Consider the following 21,615-nt stretch of genomic DNA (forward strand, 5'->3'; position numbering starts at 1 on the left):
AGGAGTTTTGATAATGATAGGTTTATTAGAGCAATTTTATAAAAATGAAGAAATACAATCGGTTATTAATGGGTTAGAAGATGGTTTAAAAGAACAACTTATATCAGGTATGGCAACATCTTCTCGTTCATTATTAATGGCAGCTTTATATAAAAAAACAAAGAAATCGCAACTTATTGTCACACACAATCTATATCAAGCACAAAAGGTACATGAAGATTTAGTGGCATTACTTGGTGAAAAAGATGTATGGCTGTACCCAGTAAACGAATTAATTGCATCAGAAATCGGTGTTGCAAGTCCAGAATTAAAAGCGCAACGCATTGAGGTGCTAAATCGTTTAGCGGCAGGAGAGAATGGGGTTATTGTAGCGCCAGTCGCAGGATTACGTAGATTTTTACCGATAAAAGAATTATGGAAGCAAAAGCAAATTGAAATTAATCTAGGGCAAGAGATTGATTTAGAGGCGCTCTTGCATACATTACATCATATTGGCTACGAACGTAAGTCGATGGTAGAAGCTCCGGGGGAGTTCAGTTTGCGCGGGGGCATATTAGATATTTACCCATTAACTGAAGAATTACCATTCCGTATTGAATTCTTCGATACAGAAGTCGATTCTATTCGATTATTTGATGTGGATGAACAGCGTTCTCAAGATAAAAAGGAAAGTGTTAAGTTTGGTCCGGCAACAGAGTTTTTATTTTCACAGGAAGAATTGAAATCGGGAATTAAGCATCTTGAAGAAGGTTTGACTAAGACGATGCAAAAACTTTCCGATGACAAATTAAAGACTGCAGTGCTTGAGACAGTAAGTCATGAAATTGAAATGTTGAAAAATGGCCAAAGTATAGAACAGATGTTTAAATATTTATCTATTTTCTATAAAGAACCTGCTAGTCTGATAGATTATTTACCAGAAGATGGTGTTGTAATTTTAGATGAAATCTCTCGTATTCAAGAAACAGCATCACATCTTGAAACGGAAGAAGCGGAATGGTATATATCACTTCTTGGTGAAGGAACAATAATTCAGGATTTATCTTTCTCCCACTCATTTGAGGGATTTCTTCATCATAAAAAAAGAAGTTTTGTATATTTAACGTTATTCTTACGCCATATAGCACATACGCATCCGCAAAACATTGTGAATGTGACATGTAAAACAATGCAAGATTTCCATGGGCAGATGCAGTTATTAAAAACTGAAATTGATAGATGGAATGAAGGGCACTTTACGACTGTTGTGCTTGGAACAGATGATGAACGTGTAAAAAAACTACAACATATTTTAAGTGATTATGATATTGAAGCGGATATTGTAGAGGGCACAGATATTTTATTGCCTGGAAGGTTACAGATTGCTGTAGGTGATTTACATGCAGGATTTGAAATGCCGATGCAAAAGCTCGTTGTCATTACTGAAAAGGAGCTTTTTCATAAGAAAGTTAAAAAATCACAACGTAAGCAAAAGTTATCTAATGCTGAGCGTATTAAAAGTTATTCGGAATTAAAAGTTGGAGATTATGTAGTTCATGTAAATCATGGTATAGGTAAATTTTTAGGTATTGAGACATTAGAGATTAATGGTGTTCATAAAGATTATTTAAATATTAAATATCAAGGTAACGATAAGCTATATGTTCCAATTGAACAAATCGATCAAGTGCAAAAATATGTGGGTTCTGAAGGTAAGGATCCAAAAGTTTATAAATTAGGCGGGAACGATTGGAAGAAGGTCAAAACGAAGGTTGAAAAATCTGTACAAGACATTGCAGATGACCTAATTAAATTATATGCTGAGCGCGAAGCTTCAAAAGGCTATGCATATACACCAGATACGGCGGAACAACAAGAATTTGAATCTTCCTTCCCGTATCAAGAGACAGATGACCAATTACGTTCTATTGAAGAAATTAAGAAAGATATGGAACGCGGACGTCCGATGGATAGGCTTCTTTGTGGTGATGTAGGATATGGAAAGACCGAAGTAGCTATTCGTGCAGCATTTAAAGCAATCATGGATGAAAAACAAGTTGCGATTTTAGTACCGACAACAATTCTGGCACAACAACACTATGAAACAATTCGAGAGCGTTTTCAAGATTACCCGATTAATATAGGGTTACTAAGTAGATTCCGCACGCGGAAACAACAAAACGAAACGCTTAAGGGGTTAAAAGATGGCACAGTAGATATTGTAATCGGAACGCATCGTATTTTATCTAAAGATGTTACTTATAAAGATTTAGGACTTCTTATTATTGATGAAGAACAAAGATTTGGTGTGACGCATAAAGAAAAAATTAAACAATTAAAAGCAAATGTTGATGTGTTAACCCTAACGGCAACGCCAATTCCACGTACACTTCACATGTCTATGCTTGGTGTGCGTGACTTATCTGTCATTGAAACGCCACCAGAAAATCGTTTCCCAGTCCAAACGTATGTGGTGGAATATAATCCAGCGTTAATGAGAGAAGCGATAGAGCGAGAGCTTGCAAGAGGTGGGCAAATTTACTTCTTATATAACCGGGTAGAGGATATCGAAAGAAAAGCAGATGAAATTTCGATGCTAGTTCCAGACGCCCGTGTAACATACGCACATGGGAAAATGAACGAAAGTGAATTAGAGTCTGTTATGCTATCGTTTTTAGAGGGACAGCATGATGTTCTTGTAAGTACAACAATTATTGAAACAGGTGTAGATATCCCGAATGTTAATACGTTAATTGTATTTGATGCAGATCGTATGGGACTATCGCAGTTGTATCAGCTTCGTGGGCGTGTTGGGCGTTCTAATCGCGTTGCATATGCATACTTTGCATACAAACGTGATAAAGTGCTATCAGAAGTTGCAGAGAGACGTCTACAAGCAATTAAAGAGTTCACAGAGCTTGGATCTGGTTTCAAAATTGCGATGAGAGATTTATCAATTCGTGGTGCGGGTAACTTGTTAGGGGCAGAACAACACGGGTTTATTGATTCTGTCGGATTTGATCTATATTCTCAAATGTTAAAAGATGCAATTGAACAGCGCAGAGGAACCGATGGAGTTGAAAATACAGTTAATGTTGAAATTGATTTAGAAGTAGATGCGTATTTACCAGATGCTTATATTTCAGATAGTAAACAAAAGATTATGATGTATAAACAATTTAGAGGTGTTTCTACAATTGAGGATATTGAAGAATTGCAGGAAGAGATGATCGATAGATTTGGTGATTACCCACAAGAAGTTGGTTATTTATTACAAATTGCAAATATTAAAGTATTGGCAATGAAAGAACAAATCGAATTAATTAAGCAAAATAAATTTGAAGTAACAATTCTGTTCTCAGAACAAGCAAGCCAAAATATTGATGGTGGAAAATTATTCATGCTTGGAAATAGTTTTGGGCGTATGATCGGTCTTGGAATGGAAGGATCACAATTGAAAATCGTTATGAAAACGAATGGATTAGAGACATCGAAGTGGTTAACAATTGCTGAAAATTTATTAAAAGGCTTACCAGATGTAAAAAAAGAAGTAATAAATGCCTAATATTAGATAAAAAAATACAATTCGACGTGCATAGAAGAACTAATGTGTAAAATACTATGTCTAACAGTTGGTGATTTTTACATGAACAGGTAAATTCACCACTTTGATCATCAGTAGAAAGTGAGGCAGCATTAGAATGAAAGCAACTGGAATCGTACGTCGAATTGATGATTTAGGCAGGGTAGTAATCCCGAAGGAAATTCGTAGAACTTTACGTATTCGAGAAGGAGACCCACTAGAAATATTTGTTGATCGCGATGGAGAAGTAATTTTGAAGAAATATTCTCCGATTAGTGAATTAGGGGATTTTGCAAAAGAATATACGGAAGCTTTATACGATAGCTTAGGACATAATGTGCTTGTATGTGATCGTGATTCTATTATCGCAGTAGCAGGCATATCTAAAAAAGAATACTTAAATAAAAGTGTTGGCGATTTAATTGAGAAGACAATGGAAGAGCGTAAGTCTGTAATTATGACGGACGAAAGCGAAATTTCAATTATTGATGGAGTAACAGAAAAAGTTAGCTCCTATACAATTGGCCCGATTGTTGCGAATGGGGATCCAATTGGAGCTGTTATTATCTTCTCTAAAGAGGCTATTATAAGTGAAGTAGAGCATAAGTCAGTAAATACAGCAGCGAGCTTCTTAGCGAAGCAAATGGAGCAGTAAAGATATATAATTTTAGAAGTTGCAATCTTTCCTAATTATGATATTTCTTTTGAAAAATCAATTATTTGGAGATATAGGTATATTGAATGAAGGTAGCGCTTTGCTACCTTTTTTCGTTGAACATTTTTAGTTTTGTAAGAACTCTTTATTACTCGTGGGTGTAAGGGAGCCTGTTTTTTCTTTGTGATATAATACGAGAGGTGAGAATAGAAAAAGGAGTTTTCTTGTATGGAAGCGAAGAAGTATCAAGCCTTTTGGCGTGGGGCTATTATATTAACGATCGCAAGTTTTATTACAAAAGTATTAAGCGCTTTTTACCGTATTCCATATCAAAACATAGCGGGAGATGTTGGTTTTTATATTTACCAACAAATTTATCCGTTTTATGGATTTTGTTTAATTTTAGCTACTTATGGATTCCCTATTATAATTTCAAAAATGGTTGCAGAAAGATTAGAAAGAGGAAAACAAAAAGAAGCAGAAGAAATAATTTGTGTATCTTTTTGGTTTTTATTAGGAATTGGCTTTATAGGGTTTTTCACATTGTTCTTTGGTGCCGAAACGATTGCATCGGCTATGGGTGATGTACACTTATATAAGTTATTACGTGTTATTTCATGTTCATTCATATTAATGCCATTCTTATCCGTAGCGAGAGGATATTTTCAAGGATTTAATAATATGATGCCGACGGCTGTTTCACAAGTAATTGAACAAACGATTCGTGTATCTATTATTGTCTTTTTATCACTTTTCCTTATTGCTCACGGATTTGATCTATATACAGTCGGTGCAGGTGCTATGTTAGGTTCGATTGCAGGCGGGCTTATTGGGATTATCGTACTTTTACTTTATATGCGTCATGATTTTCGCGCCATTTTCTTTAAAAGCTTGAAGAGAGTTGGGGGAAAAAGAAGAATTGTTAAAATCCTCTTTTGGCAAGGAATAGCTATTTGTGTTAGTAATTTAGTCCTTATTTTTATACAAATGGCAGATTCGGTTTCCTTCTATACTTTACTCATTGGGGCAGGGGAACAGGCTGAAAGTGCAAAGGTACTAAAAGGTGTTTATGACAGAAGTATCCCTCTCATGCAATTAGGTACTGTCGTGACAACGTCTTTCTCATTGTCACTTATTCCGATTATTACAGCGGCAAAGGAAAGAGGAGATCTTGCTTTTATTCAAGAAAAGGTAAAGTTAGCGATGAAAATAACACTTGTTATTGGATTTGCAGCAGCCATCGGATTAACTTGCATTATTCAGCCTACAAATATTATGTTATTTGAGAATAGTGATGGGTCAGATGTGTTATCGATTTTATCTTTATCTATTTTATTTAGTTCATTGTCAATTACAACTGCTTCTATTTTACAAGGGCTAGGACAAACATTAAAACCAGCAATATTCGTTGTATTTGGAGGTTGTTTGAAGTTAGTTTTAAACTATATGTTAATGCCGCATTTTGGAGTTAAAGGAGCTGCGATTGCAACTTTAATTGCGCTTGTTGTAATTGCCTTGTTAAATAGTGTATTACTTATGCAATCTGTATCGGGGTCGCTTATTAATAAGCAGAAGATGTTCGGTATAGTTATTAGTGCTATCGGTATGGGATTTGTATTAATAATGTTTATTCGTGTGTTACAAATGTCTGGGTTAGTAATTGATGGGAATCATAGAGGAATCGCGACATTTGAAGCGTTGTTAGGTGTAGCTATTGGCGGATTGACATACATGTTTTTAATTTTAAAATTACGTGTATTTACAAAAGAAGAATTAGGATCCGTTATGAAAAAAGAGAAAAAAGAAGGTTCATTGAAGAAGAGTGGATAGAGGTGACAGGTTGTGAGTGGAATCATTACTATTTTAGGATTAGGTGCTGGTGAATTAGATCAGCTAACGATGGGTGTATACCGAAAGATAAAAGTAGCAGACCATATGTTTGTTAGAACGAAGGAGCACCCGGTTATAGAAGAGTTGGAGAAAGAAGGTATAAAATATACGGCTTTCGACAATATATATGAAGCGCATGATACATTTGAAATTGTATATGAAACAATTGCGAATACATTGCTAGAACAAGCTGAAGGTGCAGAAATTATTTATGCTGTTCCAGGTCATCCGCTAGTAGCAGAAAGAACAGTTCAGCTACTTTTAGAAAAAGGAGAAGTAGCAAATGTTGAAGTGCGAATTGAAGGTGGACAAAGTTTCCTTGATCCAATGTTCGCAAGTTTAAAAATCGATCCGATTGAAGGATTCCAATTAATTGATGCTACATCATTTGAAAGAGGGCAATTAGAATTACGTCAACATTTAATCTTTTGCCAAGTGTATGATGCGTTCGTTGCTTCAGATGTGAAGTTAACATTAATGGAAATATTGCCAGATGATTATGAAGTGTATATCGTAACAGCTGCAGGAACTTCGTTTGAACAAGTCAAAAAGGTACCGTTGTACATGTTAGATCATGAAACAGAATTGAATAATTTAACGAGTGTGTATGTACCACCAGTTCAGGAACGTGCATCCTTGTATCAACAGTTTGATGTACTGAGAGAAATTATTGCAGACCTTCGTGGACCGAATGGTTGTCCGTGGGATAAAAAGCAAACACATCAATCTTTAAAGAAGTATTTAATTGAGGAAGCTTATGAAGTATTGGAAGCAATTGATGAAGAGGACGATGATCACTTAGTAGAAGAGCTAGGTGATATATTATTACAAGTCATGCTTCATGCCCAAATTGGAGAGGATGAAGGTTGGTTCTCCATCGATGATATTATTCGAACTTTATCGGAGAAAATGGTTCGTCGTCATCCACATGTGTTTGGAAATGCAGATGTCAATAATGCTGAAGAAGTGATTGCGAATTGGGAAGAAATTAAAAAACAAGAAAAGGGATTCGTAAAAGAATCTGTTTTAACTGGAATTCCAAAAAGTTTGCCGCAATTAATGCGTGCCTATGAAATTCAGAAGAAAGCTGGAAAGGTTGGATTTGATTGGGTTGATGTACAGCCAATGATAGAGAAAGCCCTAGAAGAATGGCAAGAATTCCAGCAAGAAGTTATAAATATGGATGAGGAAAAGATGCTAGGTGAATTTGGCGATTTACTATTTGCATTTGTTAACATAGCTCGTCATTATAAATTAGATCCAGAAGAAGCATTACGTTCAACTAATGAGAAATTTATGGGGCGTTTTTTATACATGGAAGCAAAAGTAGCTGAAATGAATAAAGAAATGCAAGATCTGTCATTAGAACAGTTGGATGTTTTATGGGAAGAGGCAAAGCAAACAGAGCGTTAATAGGGGGATTTGATATGCGTCTAGATAAATTTTTGAAAGTGTCACGTTTAATTAAAAGAAGAACATTAGCAAAAGAAGTATCTGATCAAGGAAGAATATCTATCAATGGTCAAGTCGCAAAAGCGAGTTCAGATGTGAAAGTGGCTGATGAATTAACAATTCGTTTCGGTCAAAAAATAGTAACGGTGAAAGTAAATGAATTGAAAGAAACAACAAAAAAAGAAGATGCAGCAAATATGTATAGCCTAGTTCGCGAAGAAAAAGTAAAAGCAGAAGAGGGCTTGTTCTAAAATCTGCTATCCCTTCATACATTACTATTAGCTAGTATAAAGCTATGGGGGGATTTTCGTGAATAATGGTTACTCACCTATGTCTTCTAATCAACAAAATGTTTCTGTAGAGCATGATATTATTATGCGTGGTAGGCGTGTGATCGATATTACTGGTGTAAAACAAGTAGAGAGTTTTGATAGCGAAGAATTTTTACTCGAGACTGTGATGGGTTTTTTAACAATTCGTGGACAAAATTTGCAAATGAAGAATTTAGATGTGGAAAAAGGTGTTGTATCGATTAAAGGCAAGATTCATGAGATGTTGTATATTGATGAGAATCAAGGGGAGAAAACTAAAGGCTTCTTTAGTAAGTTGTTTAAATGAGTCTAACAATTCAGTTGTATACAATGCTTTCGATGATCGGAATGGGTGCTTGGATTGGAGCATCATTAGATACATACCAACGTTTTTTAAAGCGTCAGGAACGTAAACGTTGGCTTGTATTTATACATGATATACTATTTTGGGTTGTCCAAGCATTATTCGTTTTTTATGTATTACTTCTCGTAAATGAAGCTGAACTACGTATATATGTATTTTTGGCATTATTATGTGGTTTTGCGGCATATCAAAGCTTATTGAAAGCACTATACATGAGGTTGTTAAATTTTCTCATCTATATTTTTGTGCAAACAACACATTTTTTTGTTCGAATTATACAGCTACTCATGATAAAACCTGTTATTATTATAGCGCAGCTATTTATTGCATTTATATTATTCTTATTTCGTATACTGCTTTCAATTGGACATGTGTTATGGAAAATGGTGATTTGGATATTACTTTTCATATGGAAAGTTTTTTTCTGGCCTGTTCGATTTATTGCTTTGCTCATATGGAAACTTCTCCCTAATCGTGTTAAACTTTTTATAATGAAACATGTAGGGTTCCTGCAATATATAGCAAAATTGAAGGGACACATCTTCCAACTATGGGAGCGTATAAAAAAGAAGTTAGGGGGACCTCGGAAATGAGGGAACTGAGACAAAGAACAATCGAAAAACAGAGTCCAAATCCTGTTAAAGAGCATATAATACAAACGGATGAGAACAGGAAGCGACTTTATCGCCGTTTAGCGGTTTTTCTTGTCTTTGCTTTTACAATTATTGCGAGTATTAGTGTAACTTTTTATCAACAAAACAGTTCCATTAAAGCAAAAGAAGCAAAAGTTAAGGACATGAAAAAAGAACTAGATTCATTAACGAATAAAGAAAAAAGTCTAAAAGACGAAGTTCAAAAGTTAAATGATGAAGAGTACGTATTAAAGATTGCTAGAAGGGATTATTTCTTCTCCGGAAAAGGGGAGATAATTTTTCCTGTTTCTAAGTAGAGTATGTCTTATTGACACTATATTTTAGGATTATATATAATAAAGTAAAATTTGACTTTTTAATCACTAAGGAGGAGCATTTTTTTTATGTCAATCGAGGTAGGCAGCAAGTTACAGGGTAAAGTAACAGGTATTACAAATTTTGGGGCTTTTGTGGAGCTGCCAGAAGGCTTAACGGGTCTTGTTCATATTAGTGAAGTTGCTGATAATTATGTGAAAGATATTAACGATCACTTAAAAGTGGGCGACCAAGTAGAAGTAAAAGTTATTAATGTTGAAAAAGATGGGAAAATTGGTCTATCTATTAAAAAAGCGAAAGAACGTGAAAAAACAGAAGGAGATCGTCCACGCGGTGAATACCAACGCGGTGGTGATCAACAACGTTCTGGACGTCCACAACGTAATAATCGCTCTTTCAACAGAGATAATCGCGGTGGCGGTAACGACCGAGCTCCAAAAGAAACATTTGAGCAAAAGATGGCACGCTTCTTAAAGGATAGCGAAGATCGTTTAACTTCTTTAAAGCGTAACACAGAGTCTAAACGTGGTGGCCGTGGCGCACGTCGCGGATAATAAGAACGTTTAGTTTTTAACATATAGAGAGGTACCCAGAGTGATGGCTCAGGGTGCTTTTTTATATGTTAAAATATATTTTTTTAAAAAGTTTTTGAGATGTGTTGACTTTAAATGATATCTGATGTAAGATACTAATTGTCCGTTAAATAAGACGACATGGCGGTGTAGCTCAGCTGGCTAGAGCGTACGGTTCATACCCGTGAGGTCGGGGGTTCGATCCCCTCCGCCGCTATATTTAATTTAACGGCCCGTTGGTCAAGTGGTTAAGACACCGCCCTTTCACGGCGGTAACACGGGTTCGAATCCCGTACGGGTCATCTAAAAAGATCATGCAAACTTGCATGATCTTTTTTTGTTAAATAAAAAAGTAAGACATACAATACTTCTACAAAATCACCTTAAATTTTCTGAATCTTCAATATAATAAAGAGAGATAAATTACATACTATGTATATATGTAGAGTTATTTCGAATAAAAAGTCGAACGATTATAAAAGTGAAAACTGTTGTTTTGACAAAAATCCCAATAAGCATCTTTTATAATGACAGTAATTAAACTATGCAGGTGGTGTTAAAAATATGCCTAAAGCAGGAAGGAATACTATGAATACAAGTGCATTGGCAATGAATGAAAGTCAGCTTGGAGGAATAAAGTGGACGAGTAAGTTGCGAATGAAGTTTGAACAAGTTTTCTTTAGATGGGGATTTATTATTGTTGTTATTGGTTTTCTTTTGGGAAGAGCATATATATTAACAAACATTTTACCGTTTGCATTACCGTTTTTCGCTGCCGTTTATGTTATGAAGCGAGATAAAATGCCGCTCGCATTCCTAGCTTTAATGGGAGGAGCACTTTCAGTTTCGATAGATAATTTATTTTTTACTTTCGCGTCTATCTTTACTTTCTTCATTTATAATATCTTCTTTAGTCGGTTTACACGTAAAACTGTTGGACTTGTACCATTCCAAGTATTTATCTCCGCATTAACCGCACATTTAGTTGTTGTATATTTTGCACAGCAAACTATCACCATGTACGATTTGCTCGTTAGCACGATTGAAGCGGGGCTTAGTTTCGTATTAACGATGATATTTTTACAAAGTGTTCCGCTCTTAGTAGAAAGGAAAGGGAAACAACAAGCATTAGAGACAGAAGAAATTGTTTGTTTAATTATATTACTAGCATCTGTTTTAACAGGTACGACGGATTGGTTTGTATATGACGCTTCTATTCAACATATTTTCACTAGATATTTAGTGCTAGTATTTGCCTTCATCGCCGGCGCTGCTACAGGATCCACAGTTGGGGTTGTCACCGGCTTAATATTAAGTTTAGCGAATGTGTCCAGTTTGTCTCAGCTTAGCCTTCTTGCTTTTTCTGGATTGCTTGGAGGGTTATTGAAAGAAGGGAAGCGTCTAGGCGTTAGTTTAGGTTTGTTAATTGGGACAAGCTTAATTACATTATATGTAGATAAGCAAACGAACATTGTAACAACTTTAATTGAATCAGGTGTGGCAATTGTTTTCTTTTTATTAACACCGAAACTTGTTCTGGATCGCATTGCTAAATTTATGCCGGGAACACAAGAGCATTCACAAGATCAACAACAATATTTAAGAAGAATGCGCGATGTTACAGCGAACAAAATTAATCAATTTGCAAATGTGTTTTCGGCTTTATCTAATAGCTTTTCTGTATATGGTTATGTGGAGGAGGAAGATAAAGAAACAGAGGCAGATTTATTTTTAAGTACAATTACTGCGAAAACATGTCAAACGTGCTTTAAAAAGGATCAATGCTGGGTGGTTAATTTTGACAAAACGTATGATTATATGAAACAAATAATGAGTGAAACGGAAGAAGGAACACTGCAGCATAATCGGAAGTTAGTTCGTGAATGGGACAAGCATTGTGTGAGAGGTAAGAAAGTAACAGATTTAGTAGCCGGTGAATTAGATCACTTTTATGAGGGACAAAAATTACGAAAACAAATGAAAGAAAATCGCAGAATAGTAGCGGAGCAATTATTAGGCGTATCAAAAGTTATGGAGGATTTCGCACAGGAAATACAAAGAGAGCGAGAAAATCATCAAGTACAGGAAGAACAAATTTTGCAAGCGTTTCGTGATTTTGGCGTCGAAGTGGAGCATGTTGATATTTATTGTTTAGATAGAGGGAGCATTGATATTGAGATGTTAATTCCGGCTGCATCTAATGAGCATGGTGAGTGCGAAAAATTAGTTGCGCCGATGCTTTCGGATATTCTAAAAGAAAATATTGTCGTTAAACATGAAGAAAAGTCTTCTTATCCAAATGGTCACAGTTTAATATCATTTGGTTCAGCAAAGACGTATTCTCTTGATACGGGATTGGCTACAGCTGCAAAAGGCGGTGGGTTTGTTTCGGGGGATTCTTATGCGATGATGGATTTGAGTGTGGGTAAATATGCACTTGCGATTAGTGACGGTATGGGAAATGGGCAACGAGCTCATATGGAGAGTAAGGAAACGGTAAAATTATTACAAAAAATACTTCAATCAGGTATTGATGAGGAAATAGCAATTAAATCGATCAATTCAATTCTTTCTTTAAGAACGACAGAAGAGATGTTTACAACGCTGGATTTGGCGATGGTAGATTTACGGGATGCGAATGCGAGATTTTTAAAGATCGGATCGACGCCGAGTTTTGTTAAACGCGCAAATAATATTTTGAAAATTGAAGCAAGTAATTTGCCAATGGGGATCATTGAAGATGTTGAGGTTGATGTAGTGGGTGAGCAATTAAAAACGGGCGATATTCTTATTATGATGAGCGATGGTATTTTTGAAGGAGCGCAGCATGTGGAGAACCATGAATTATGGATGAAACGAAAAATTAAGGAACTGCAAACCGAGGACCCGCAAGAAATTGCTGATATCATTATGGAAGAAGTGATTCGTTCTTGTGATGGTTATATAAATGACGATATGACAATTGTTGTGGCGAAAGTAAAGAAGAATATGCCGAAGTGGGCTACGATTCCAATTGTAGGAATGCAGGCGCAATAAAGTAAAACTTTAATCAGTGGGGGGCTCCATCCCCGCAGATAAAAAGCCCGTACCAATCGGGCTTTTTATCTGCTACTGATTCATATAGTTTATTCTGAAAAACCTAGGCGAATTCCTAGGTTTTTTTGCTTTAAAAGGTAATGTTATTATTTTTTTGAATATGTGCGGAGGATGTAAGATAAAAATGTAATTTTTGTATATCTTTTTTTTGCACAATGTTTGTAAAAGTTGTACCATTATAGACAAGGTAACTAACGTTGCTGTTCTTGTTTAATGAAAGGTGATTACGAAGTTGAAAGATACATTTGTTGAAAAGGTAGATGACTTTGTAAAGCGGCATGATGTATTAAAGGAACGTTCAACAATTGTTGTAGGAGTTTCGGGTGGCCCTGACTCTTTAGCTCTTCTATATTATTTGTTAGAAAAAAGGGCAGAAAAACAGTTGGAAATTGTAGTAGCGCATGTGGATCATATGTTTAGAGGCGACGAATCTCATGAGGATCTACAGTTTGTGCAGGATCTTTGCAAAGGACTGGGAGTTATTTGCGAAACGATAAGGGTTAACGTGTCGCAATATCAACAGCAATACGGAATGAATGCGCAGGTTGCTGCTAGAGAATGCAGATATGCATTTTTGGAAAGAATAATGAAGAAATATGATGCGAGATATGTAGCTCTTGGGCATCATGGAGATGATCAAGTAGAAACGATTTTAATGCGCCTTGTACGAGGGAGTACTCCGAAAGGGTATGCAGGAATTGCAGTGAAGCGTCCTTTTCATAATGGATATTTAATTAGGCCTTTACTTGGAGTAACGAAGGAAGAAATTGTTAATTACTGTAATGAGCTAAATTTAATTCCCCGTATAGATCCGAGTAATAAAAAGGAAGTATATACAAGGAATCGATTACGTAAATATGTCCTTCCTCATTTGAAAGAAGAAAATCCACAAGTGCATGAGAAATTTCAAAAATTTAGCGTGCAGATGCAAGAGGATGAGGCTTATTTGCAGGAATTAGCTTTTGAGAAAATGAATAAAGTAATTACAAAAAAAAGTGATAAACAAATTAGCTTATCAATTCCTGCCTTTGAATCCATGTCTATGCCTTTACAAAGAAGAGGGATTCAACTAATATTAAACTATCTTTATGAATATAAGATTCCATCTTCTCTTTCCTCTATACATATTGACAAAGTGATTGAGTTTTTTAAGCGGACACAACCTTCGGGTTCACTTGATTTCCCAGGTGATTTAAAAATTGTTCGCACATACGAGGAGTGTAGCTTTGGATTTAAACAAGAAATTGTTTCTCCTTTTTCGCAAGATTTATCAGTACCCGGGACAATTACGCTATCGAACGGGGATGAACTTGTAATAGAGGTGAGCGAAGATATACCAAGTAACATGAATGAAACAGTATTTGTTGCTAAGTATAATGATATATCATATCCACTTCGTATTCGTTCTAGGGAAAATGGAGATCGCATGTCAATACAAGGTATGAATGGCACAAAAAAGATAAAAACTATTTTTATCGAAGCAAAAGTACCAAGAGAAAAAAGAGAAGCATGGCCGGTCGTTTGTGATGCAAGTGGGAATATTATTTGGATACCCTTGTTGAAGCGATCTGTATTTGCTGTTTCGAAAGAGATGGCGAAGAAGGATAAATATATGATTATTCACTACAAAAGCAAGGAGTCTTCCGGGAGGATAATGAAATGATGAATCAAGATATCGAAAAAGTATTAATTTCTGAAGAACAAATACAAGAAAAGGTGCGCGAATTAGGTGCAATTATTGCAGAGGATTATAAAAACACAGTACCTCTTGCAATTGGTGTATTAAAAGGCGCAATGCCATTCATGGCAGATTTATTAAAGAGAACAGATACATACCTTGAAATGGATTTTATGGCTGTATCTAGTTACGGTCACTCTACTGTTTCAACAGGCGAAGTGAAAATTTTAAAAGATCTTGATACTTCTGTAGAAGGTCGCGATATTTTAATCGTTGAGGATATTATTGATAGCGGTCTTACGCTAAGTTACTTAGTGGACCTATTTAAATATCGTAAAGCGAAGTCTGTAAAAATTGTTACGTTATTAGACAAACCAACAGGCCGCAAGGTAGATTTGAAAGCGGATTATGTTGGATTTACTGTCCCACATGAATTTGTTGTAGGATATGGATTAGATTATAAAGAGCAGTACCGTAATCTTCCTTATGTAGGAGTATTAAAACCAAGCGTTTACTCAAATTAATTAAATACAGGCGTTACAATTGTATAGGAAAGTTTTTCTATGTTACGATTTACAATAGTGTTTATGCCGTGAGAGGAGGTTAGGAATGAATCGTATCTTCCGTAATACCATCTTTTATTTACTGATATTCCTAGTAGTAATTGGAATCGTGAGCTATTTTAATGGTTCAACGCAAAAAACGACATCAGTTAGCTACGATAAATTCATTACTAAACTAGAAAAAGGTGAAGTGCGCAATGTGCAACTTCAACCGAAAAATGGTGTGTTTGAGGTAAAAGGACAATTTAATACTTCTAGCCAAGGAGAACAATTTGTTACTTATGCACCAAATACTGAGGAATTACAAAAGAAAATTAATGATAAAGCGCAAGGTGCTGAAGTTAAGTATCAACCAGCAGAAGAAACAAGTGCTTGGGTAACCTTCTTTACTTCTATCATTCCGTTTGTCATTATCTTCATTTTATTCTTCTTCTTATTAAACCAAGCTCAAGGCGGCGGTAGCCGTGTTATGAACTTCGGGAAAAGTAAGGCGAAGTTATATAATGACGAAAAGAAAAAAGTTCGTTTCAGAGATGTTGCTGGAGCGGATGAAGAGAAACAAGAGCTTGTTGAGGTAGTTGAATTCTTGAAAGATCCTCGTAAGTTTGCTGAAGTTGGTGCCCGTATTCCTAAGGGTGTTCTGTTAGTGGGACCTCCAGGTACAGGTAAAACTTTATTAGCACGTGCTGTTGCAGGTGAAGCTGGCGTTCCGTTCTTCTCTATTAGTGGTTCTGACTTCGTAGAGATGTTTGTCGGTGTCGGTGCATCCCGTGTACGTGATTTATTCGAAAATGCAAAGAAAAATGCTCCTTGTATCATTTTCATTGATGAAATTGATGCAGTAGGACGTCAACGTGGCGCAGGTCTTGGTGGTGGCCATGATGAGCGTGAGCAAACGCTGAACCAATTACTTGTTGAAATGGATGGATTCGGTGCAAACGAAGGTATTATTATCATCGCTGCAACAAACCGTCCCGATATTCTTGATCCAGCATTATTACGTCCAGGTCGTTTTGACCGTCAAATTACAGTAGATCGTCCAGATGTAAATGGTCGTGAAGCTGTACTTAAAGTACATGCTCGTAATAAACCGCTTGATGATCATATCAACTTAAGAGCAATTGCAACTCGTACACCAGGGTTCTCTGGTGCCGATCTTGAAAACTTATTAAACGAAGCTGCTTTAGTAGCTGCGCGTCAAGATAAGAAGAAAATTGATATGAGTGACATTGATGAAGCGACGGATCGTGTTATTGCAGGTCCAGCTAAGAAAAGTCGTGTTATCTCTGAAAAAGAACGTAATATCGTTGCATTCCATGAAGCTGGCCATACTGTAATTGGTGTTGTCCTTGATGAAGCAGATATCGTTCATAAAGTAACAATTGTCCCTCGTGGTCAAGCTGGTGGATATGCAGTAATGCTTCCGAAAGAAGATCGTTACTTCATGACAAAACCAGAGTTACTTGATAAAATCACTGGTTTACTTGGTGGTCGAGTAGCTGAAGAGATTGTGTTTGGTGAAGCAAGCACAGGTGCTCACAACGACTTCCAACGTGCGACTGGTATTGCAAGACGTATGGTTACGGAGTTCGGTATGAGTGATAAGCTTGGACCGATGCAATTCGGTAGCTCGCAAGGTGGTCAAGTGTTCTTAGGAAGAGACTTCCATTCAGAACAAAACTACAGTGATGCAATTGCACATGAAATCGATGTGGAAATGCAAACGATTATAAAAGAATGTTATGCCCGCGCGAAACAAATTCTTACTGAAAAACGTGATAAGCTAGATATTATCGCTAAAACGTTACTTGAAGTAGAAACGTTAGATGCAGAGCAAATTAATCATTTATATGATTACGGCAGATTGCCAGAGCGTCCAACATCTTCAGATGATGTAAAAGTAAACATCAATATGAAGAAGGACGATGAAGACGTAGAAGATAAGTAAGAGATAAAGGAGTGACAATTGTCACTCCTTTTTTATTTGTAGAAAAATACTAAGTCGGAAAAATTTTTAATAAAATTAGTATTAAAAATTGAAATAGAGAGTAATCTTTTTGTAAAATGATGAGGATAGAAAAGCTGATTATATAAGTATGTGTGATATGATGTTTTTATAAGTTTTATACATACTACATAAATATAGATTAAATAAGATAAGTGGTGAGAATATGATTTTTGTATTGGATGTAGGGAACACAAATGCTGTACTAGGCGTATTTCAAGATGGGGAACTTCGTCAGCATTGGCGTATGGAAACAGATCGTCACAAGACGGAAGATGAATATGGAATGCTTGTAAAGCAGTTACTTGAGCATGAGGGTCTTTCATTTGAAGATGTGAAAGGTATTATTGTGTCTTCAGTTGTACCACCAATTATGTTTGCTTTAGAGCGCATGTGTGAAAAGTATTTTAAAATTAAACCGCTTGTAGTAGGGCCCGGGATAAAAACAGGGCTAAATATTAAATATGAAAATCCGCGTGAAGTAGGCGCAGACCGAATTGTAAATGCAGTAGCGGGAATCCATTTGTATGGAAGTCCGCTTATTATTGTCGATTTCGGTACGGCTACCACATATTGTTATATTAACGAAGAGAAGCATTACATGGGTGGAGTTATTACACCGGGAATTATGATTTCAGCGGAAGCCTTATATAGTAGAGCGGCAAAACTTCCTCGTATTGAAATTACAAAACCAAGTAGTGTTATTGGGAAGAATACAGTAAGTGCGATGCAATCTGGTATTCTTTACGGATATGTTGGACAAGTGGAAGGTATTGTTAAGCGTATGAAAGAGGAAGCTAAACAGGAACCAAAAGTTATTGCAACAGGTGGATTAGCGAAATTAATTTCAGAAGAATCAAATGTAATTGATATCGTAGATCCGTTTTTAACGTTAAAAGGTTTGTATATGTTATATGAACGTAATGCAAATTTACAGTATGAGAAAGGTGAATAAATAAGTATGAAAGATTATTTAGTAAAAGCTTTAGCATTTGATGGAGAAGTACGTGCGTATAGTGTGCGTACAACAAATACAGTAAGTGAAGCGCAAAGACGTCACGACACGTGGAGAACTGCTTCAGCAGCGCTTGGCCGTTCTTTAACTGCGGGTACAATGATGGGTGCGATGTTAAAAGGTGATCAAAAGTTAACAATTAAGGTAGAGGGTAACGGTCCGATTGGTCCAATCTTAGTGGATGCTCATGCAAATGGGGATGTACGTGGTTATGTAACGAATCCGCATGTTGATTTTGAAGGAACAGAACAAGGAAAACTACGTGTATATCAAGCGGTGGGAACAGAAGGATTTGTAACTGTAATTAAAGATATTGGTATGCGCGAGCCGTTTATTGGTCAATCTCCAATTGTTTCAGGTGAATTAGGAGAAGACTTCACGTACTATTTTGCAGTTTCTGAACAGACGCCTTCTTCTGTTGGTGTTGGTGTTCTTGTAAATGGAGATGACAGCGTATTAGCGGCGGGTGGATTTATCCTTCAAATTATGCCGGGCGCACAGGAAGAAACAATTTCATTCATTGAAGATCGTTTGCAAAAAATCCCTCCTGTATCAACATTGATCGAACAAGGTCTTTCTCCAGAAGAGCTACTATATGCAGTTCTTGAGGAAGATAAAGTAAAAGTATTAGAAACTATGGATGTTCAATTTAATTGCACTTGCTCACGTGAACGTATTGAGAGTGTGTTAATTAGTTTAGGTAAAACAGAATTAGAGCAAATTCGTGAAGAAGAAGAAGAGACGGAAGTGCACTGTCATTTCTGTAATGAACGATATAAATTCTCTAAAGAAGATATTACAAGCATAATTGTGAACTTGTAATAAGGAAGTTTGGGTAGAGAGTTGTTCGCTCGGATAGATTGACAAACAGGGAATTTTCTGACAAAATCTAAATATAGATAAAACCAATAAAAATACTCGGTGTTAGGAGTGACAGGAATGCGAGTGGCACAATCAGTTTCAGAATTAATCGGGAAAACGCCGATCGTTAAGTTGAACCGCATCGTAGAATCAGACAGCGCAGATGTATACTTAAAATTAGAATTTATGAATCCTGGGAGCAGTGTTAAAGATCGTATTGCATTAGCTATGATTGAAGATGCTGAAAAGAAAGGATTATTAAAAGAAGGCGATACAATCATTGAGCCAACAAGTGGTAACACAGGAATTGGTTTAGCGATGGTAGCGGCCGCTAAAGGATATAAGGCGATTTTAGTAATGCCAGAAACGATGAGTATTGAGCGTCGTAATTTATTACGTGCTTACGGTGCTGAATTAGTATTGACTCCAGGTCCTGAAGGAATGGGTGGGGCAATTCGTAAAGCGACTGAATTAGCGAAAGAGCATGGCTACTTTATACCGCAACAGTTCCAAAATCAATCAAATCCAGAAATTCATCGTTTAACAACAGGTCCAGAAATTGTTGAACAAATGGGTGATCAATTAGATGCGTTTATTGCAGGTATTGGTACAGGTGGAACAATTACTGGTGCTGGTGAAGTGCTGAAGGAAGCGTATAAAGATATTAAAATTTATGCAGTAGAACCTGCGGACTCACCAGTATTATCTGGTGGGAAGCCGGGTCCACATAAAATCCAAGGAATTGGGGCGGGATTCATCCCAGAGACATTGGATGTAAAGGTATATGATGAAATTATTCAAGTAAAAACAGAGCAAGCGTTTGAATATGCGAGAAGAGTGGCTAAAGAGGAAGGTATTTTAGTTGGTATCTCTTCAGGAGCAGTTATTTATGCAGCGACAGAAGTTGCGAAAAAATTAGGTAAAGGGAAAAAAGTACTTGTTATTATTCCAAGTAACGGTGAACGTTATTTAAGTACACCACTTTATCAATTTGAATCATAATTGAATGTGATTGAAAAGCATCCTTGAAAAAGGATGCTTTTTTCTTTTTGGATTGGAAATAGGAAAAGAGTGATTGACTAGAAAACTTCATGTAAAATAAGAGGTAGTATAATTAATTTATTTTCACTAACCTTCGAGTATAATCATTTTCTATATAAAGAGCTTATGTAGTTTGAGGTGGTTAATCTAAGAGGGTGGGATAAAAGAAGACGGGGTGTTGATATGCAACGAAGAAAATCTTTAGCGCTTTCTATTCCATATCAGTTAGATTTCTTTAAGCAATATAAATTTCTTTCTCGGGATAAGCCGCAACATATTTTGCTAGAAAGCGGCCGTGGCGGTCGTTATAACATAGTGGGGTTAAACCCAGTAGCGGTAATCCAAGGGAAGGGTGAAACGTTACATATAAGCGAAAGTGGTAAGGAAACAATAAAGCGAGGGAATCCATTAGATTTAATGCAAGAATATATGGAAAAATGGAAAACAGACTACAATCCAGAGTACCCGCCGTTTCAAGGTGGTGCGATTGGCTACTTTAGTTATGATTGTATCCGTTATATCGAAAAACTCCCTTCTCTTGCAGAGGATGATCTGAATATACCCGATATATTCTTTTTATTATTTGACGATGTGTTCGTCTATGATCAAGAAGAAAAAGTATTGTGGATTATTACACATTATGTAGATAAGCATGCAGAGGCGGAAGAACGATTACATGAATGGAAGAATCTTTGGGCGGCAGAAGTGCCTGAAGTGACTATGCCGTTTGAACGTCCTGAAAAGAAAAATGAAGCGGTTGCTTTTACAGAAGAAGGCTTTATGAAGGCTGTTGAACGTATTCAAGAATATATTGGAAATGGTGATGTGTTTCAAGTAAACTTGTCGACAAGGCAAGAAAGAACTTTACAAACGCATCCGCTAGAAATTTATACAAGTCTTCGTAAAATTAATCCATCTCCATATATGGGATACTTGGAGCTTGGGGATTTTCAAATTGTTAGTGCTTCGCCTGAATTGCTAATTAAAAAACAAGGGCAAGAAGTAAGTACAAGACCAATTGCTGGTACAAGATCCCGCGGTGCGAATGAACAAGAGGATGAAGAATTAGCGAGGGAATTAATTGAGAACGAAAAGGAACGAGCGGAGCATGTAATGCTTGTAGATTTAGAACGAAATGATTTAGGGCGCGTTTGTAAATATGGCACTGTAGAAGTAGATGAATTTATGGTAATTGAAAAGTACTCACATGTTATGCATATCGTTTCTAATGTGCGTGGTGAGGTGGAAGAAGATAAGGATGCTTTCGATTTAGTGAAAGCTGTATTCCCTGGTGGAACAATTACTGGTGCCCCGAAAATACGTACGATGGAAATTATTGAAGAATTAGAACCTGTTCGCCGAGGGATTTATACAGGTTCAATTGGTTGGATTGGTTATTCTGGAGATACGGAATTGAATATTGTAATTAGAACGCTTCTTGCTAAAGATGGGCAAGCGCATGTGCAGGCAGGAGCGGGAATTGTAATTGATTCAAATCCGAAAAATGAATATAAAGAGTCGTTAAAAAAGGCAATTGCTTTATGGCGTGCAAAAGAAAGTAGCGAAGAAATGGTTAGGTGAG

17 protein-coding genes and 2 tRNA genes are annotated in these 21,615 nt (G+C 36.4%); all 19 read left to right on the forward strand.

Translation table 11 applies throughout. From position 1 onward, the window contains the following. The first annotated feature begins 13 nt into the window (after positions 1-13). Positions 14-3,544: a transcription-repair coupling factor gene (gene mfd, locus ACS2MN_RS29175; RefSeq protein WP_000579697.1), complete on the forward strand. Its 3,531-nt coding sequence runs from the start codon at positions 14-16 to the stop codon at positions 3,542-3,544. A gap of 136 nt (positions 3,545-3,680) precedes the next feature. Next, complete coding sequence (gene spoVT, locus ACS2MN_RS29180) at positions 3,681-4,217, forward strand: stage V sporulation protein T (protein ID WP_000648310.1); 537 nt, start codon at positions 3,681-3,683, stop codon at positions 4,215-4,217. A 228-nt stretch (positions 4,218-4,445) separates the two neighbouring features. After that, a complete protein-coding gene (locus ACS2MN_RS29185; protein WP_087948810.1) occupies positions 4,446-6,047 on the forward strand; it encodes a putative polysaccharide biosynthesis protein in 1,602 nt (533 codons plus the stop codon). Between the two features lie 12 nt (positions 6,048-6,059). Beyond that, entirely contained in the window at positions 6,060-7,520 is a 1,461-nt protein-coding gene (mazG, locus tag ACS2MN_RS29190) for a nucleoside triphosphate pyrophosphohydrolase (protein ID WP_087948811.1), read from the forward strand. A gap of 14 nt (positions 7,521-7,534) precedes the next feature. Continuing rightward, on the forward strand, positions 7,535-7,810 hold the full coding sequence (locus ACS2MN_RS29195; RefSeq protein WP_001234879.1) for an RNA-binding S4 domain-containing protein: 276 nt from the start codon (positions 7,535-7,537) through the stop codon (positions 7,808-7,810). 58 nt (positions 7,811-7,868) lie between these two features. Beyond that, positions 7,869-8,177 carry a sporulation protein YabP gene (yabP, locus tag ACS2MN_RS29200; RefSeq protein ID WP_001059100.1) on the forward strand — a complete coding sequence of 103 codons (309 nt, stop codon included), beginning with the start codon at positions 7,869-7,871 and terminating at the stop codon, positions 8,175-8,177. Further along, positions 8,174-8,827 (forward strand): spore cortex biosynthesis protein YabQ, encoded by a 654-nt coding sequence (yabQ, locus tag ACS2MN_RS29205; RefSeq protein ID WP_000059779.1) that lies wholly within the window; start codon positions 8,174-8,176, stop codon positions 8,825-8,827. The genes yabP and yabQ overlap by 4 nt, the downstream gene beginning before the upstream one ends. Further along, positions 8,824-9,183, forward strand: a complete 360-nt coding sequence (gene divIC / locus ACS2MN_RS29210) for a cell division protein DivIC (RefSeq protein WP_001208736.1) — start codon at positions 8,824-8,826, stop codon at positions 9,181-9,183. Before yabQ ends, divIC begins: the two co-directional genes overlap by 4 nt. A gap of 87 nt (positions 9,184-9,270) precedes the next feature. After that, positions 9,271-9,756, forward strand: a complete 486-nt coding sequence (locus ACS2MN_RS29215) for a S1 domain-containing RNA-binding protein (protein WP_000021451.1) — start codon at positions 9,271-9,273, stop codon at positions 9,754-9,756. Positions 9,757-9,917: 161 nt separating this feature from the next. Then, a tRNA-Met gene (locus ACS2MN_RS29220) sits at positions 9,918-9,991 on the forward strand. Between the two features lie 13 nt (positions 9,992-10,004). Further along, a tRNA-Glu gene (locus ACS2MN_RS29225) sits at positions 10,005-10,076 on the forward strand. Between the two features lie 262 nt (positions 10,077-10,338). Next, positions 10,339-12,810: a stage II sporulation protein E gene (gene spoIIE, locus ACS2MN_RS29230; protein ID WP_142336539.1), complete on the forward strand. Its 2,472-nt coding sequence runs from the start codon at positions 10,339-10,341 to the stop codon at positions 12,808-12,810. A gap of 292 nt (positions 12,811-13,102) precedes the next feature. Continuing rightward, positions 13,103-14,533, forward strand: a complete 1,431-nt coding sequence (gene tilS / locus ACS2MN_RS29235) for a tRNA lysidine(34) synthetase TilS (protein ID WP_346995077.1) — start codon at positions 13,103-13,105, stop codon at positions 14,531-14,533. Next, positions 14,530-15,072, forward strand: coding sequence for a hypoxanthine phosphoribosyltransferase (hpt, locus tag ACS2MN_RS29240; RefSeq protein ID WP_000981842.1), 543 nt, complete (start codon positions 14,530-14,532; stop codon positions 15,070-15,072). The genes tilS and hpt overlap by 4 nt, the downstream gene beginning before the upstream one ends. An 85-nt stretch (positions 15,073-15,157) precedes the next feature. Beyond that, positions 15,158-17,059 (forward strand): ATP-dependent zinc metalloprotease FtsH, encoded by a 1,902-nt coding sequence (gene ftsH / locus ACS2MN_RS29245; protein WP_001079666.1) that lies wholly within the window; start codon positions 15,158-15,160, stop codon positions 17,057-17,059. A 223-nt stretch (positions 17,060-17,282) separates the two neighbouring features. Further along, positions 17,283-18,071, forward strand: coding sequence for a type III pantothenate kinase (locus ACS2MN_RS29250; protein ID WP_000578374.1), 789 nt, complete (start codon positions 17,283-17,285; stop codon positions 18,069-18,071). 6 nt (positions 18,072-18,077) lie between these two features. After that, a complete protein-coding gene (gene hslO, locus ACS2MN_RS29255; protein ID WP_346995076.1) occupies positions 18,078-18,953 on the forward strand; it encodes a redox-regulated molecular chaperone HslO in 876 nt (291 codons plus the stop codon). 117 nt (positions 18,954-19,070) lie between these two features. Continuing rightward, positions 19,071-19,994, forward strand: a complete 924-nt coding sequence (gene cysK, locus ACS2MN_RS29260; RefSeq protein WP_001261721.1) for a cysteine synthase A — start codon at positions 19,071-19,073, stop codon at positions 19,992-19,994. A 222-nt stretch (positions 19,995-20,216) separates the two neighbouring features. After that, positions 20,217-21,614 (forward strand): aminodeoxychorismate synthase component I, encoded by a 1,398-nt coding sequence (pabB, locus tag ACS2MN_RS29265; RefSeq protein ID WP_001189730.1) that lies wholly within the window; start codon positions 20,217-20,219, stop codon positions 21,612-21,614. Position 21,615 lies beyond the last annotated feature (1 nt).

This window comes from Bacillus cereus group sp. BceL062, assembly GCF_051780025.1.
GTDB lineage: Bacteria > Bacillota > Bacilli > Bacillales > Bacillaceae_G > Bacillus_A > Bacillus_A toyonensis.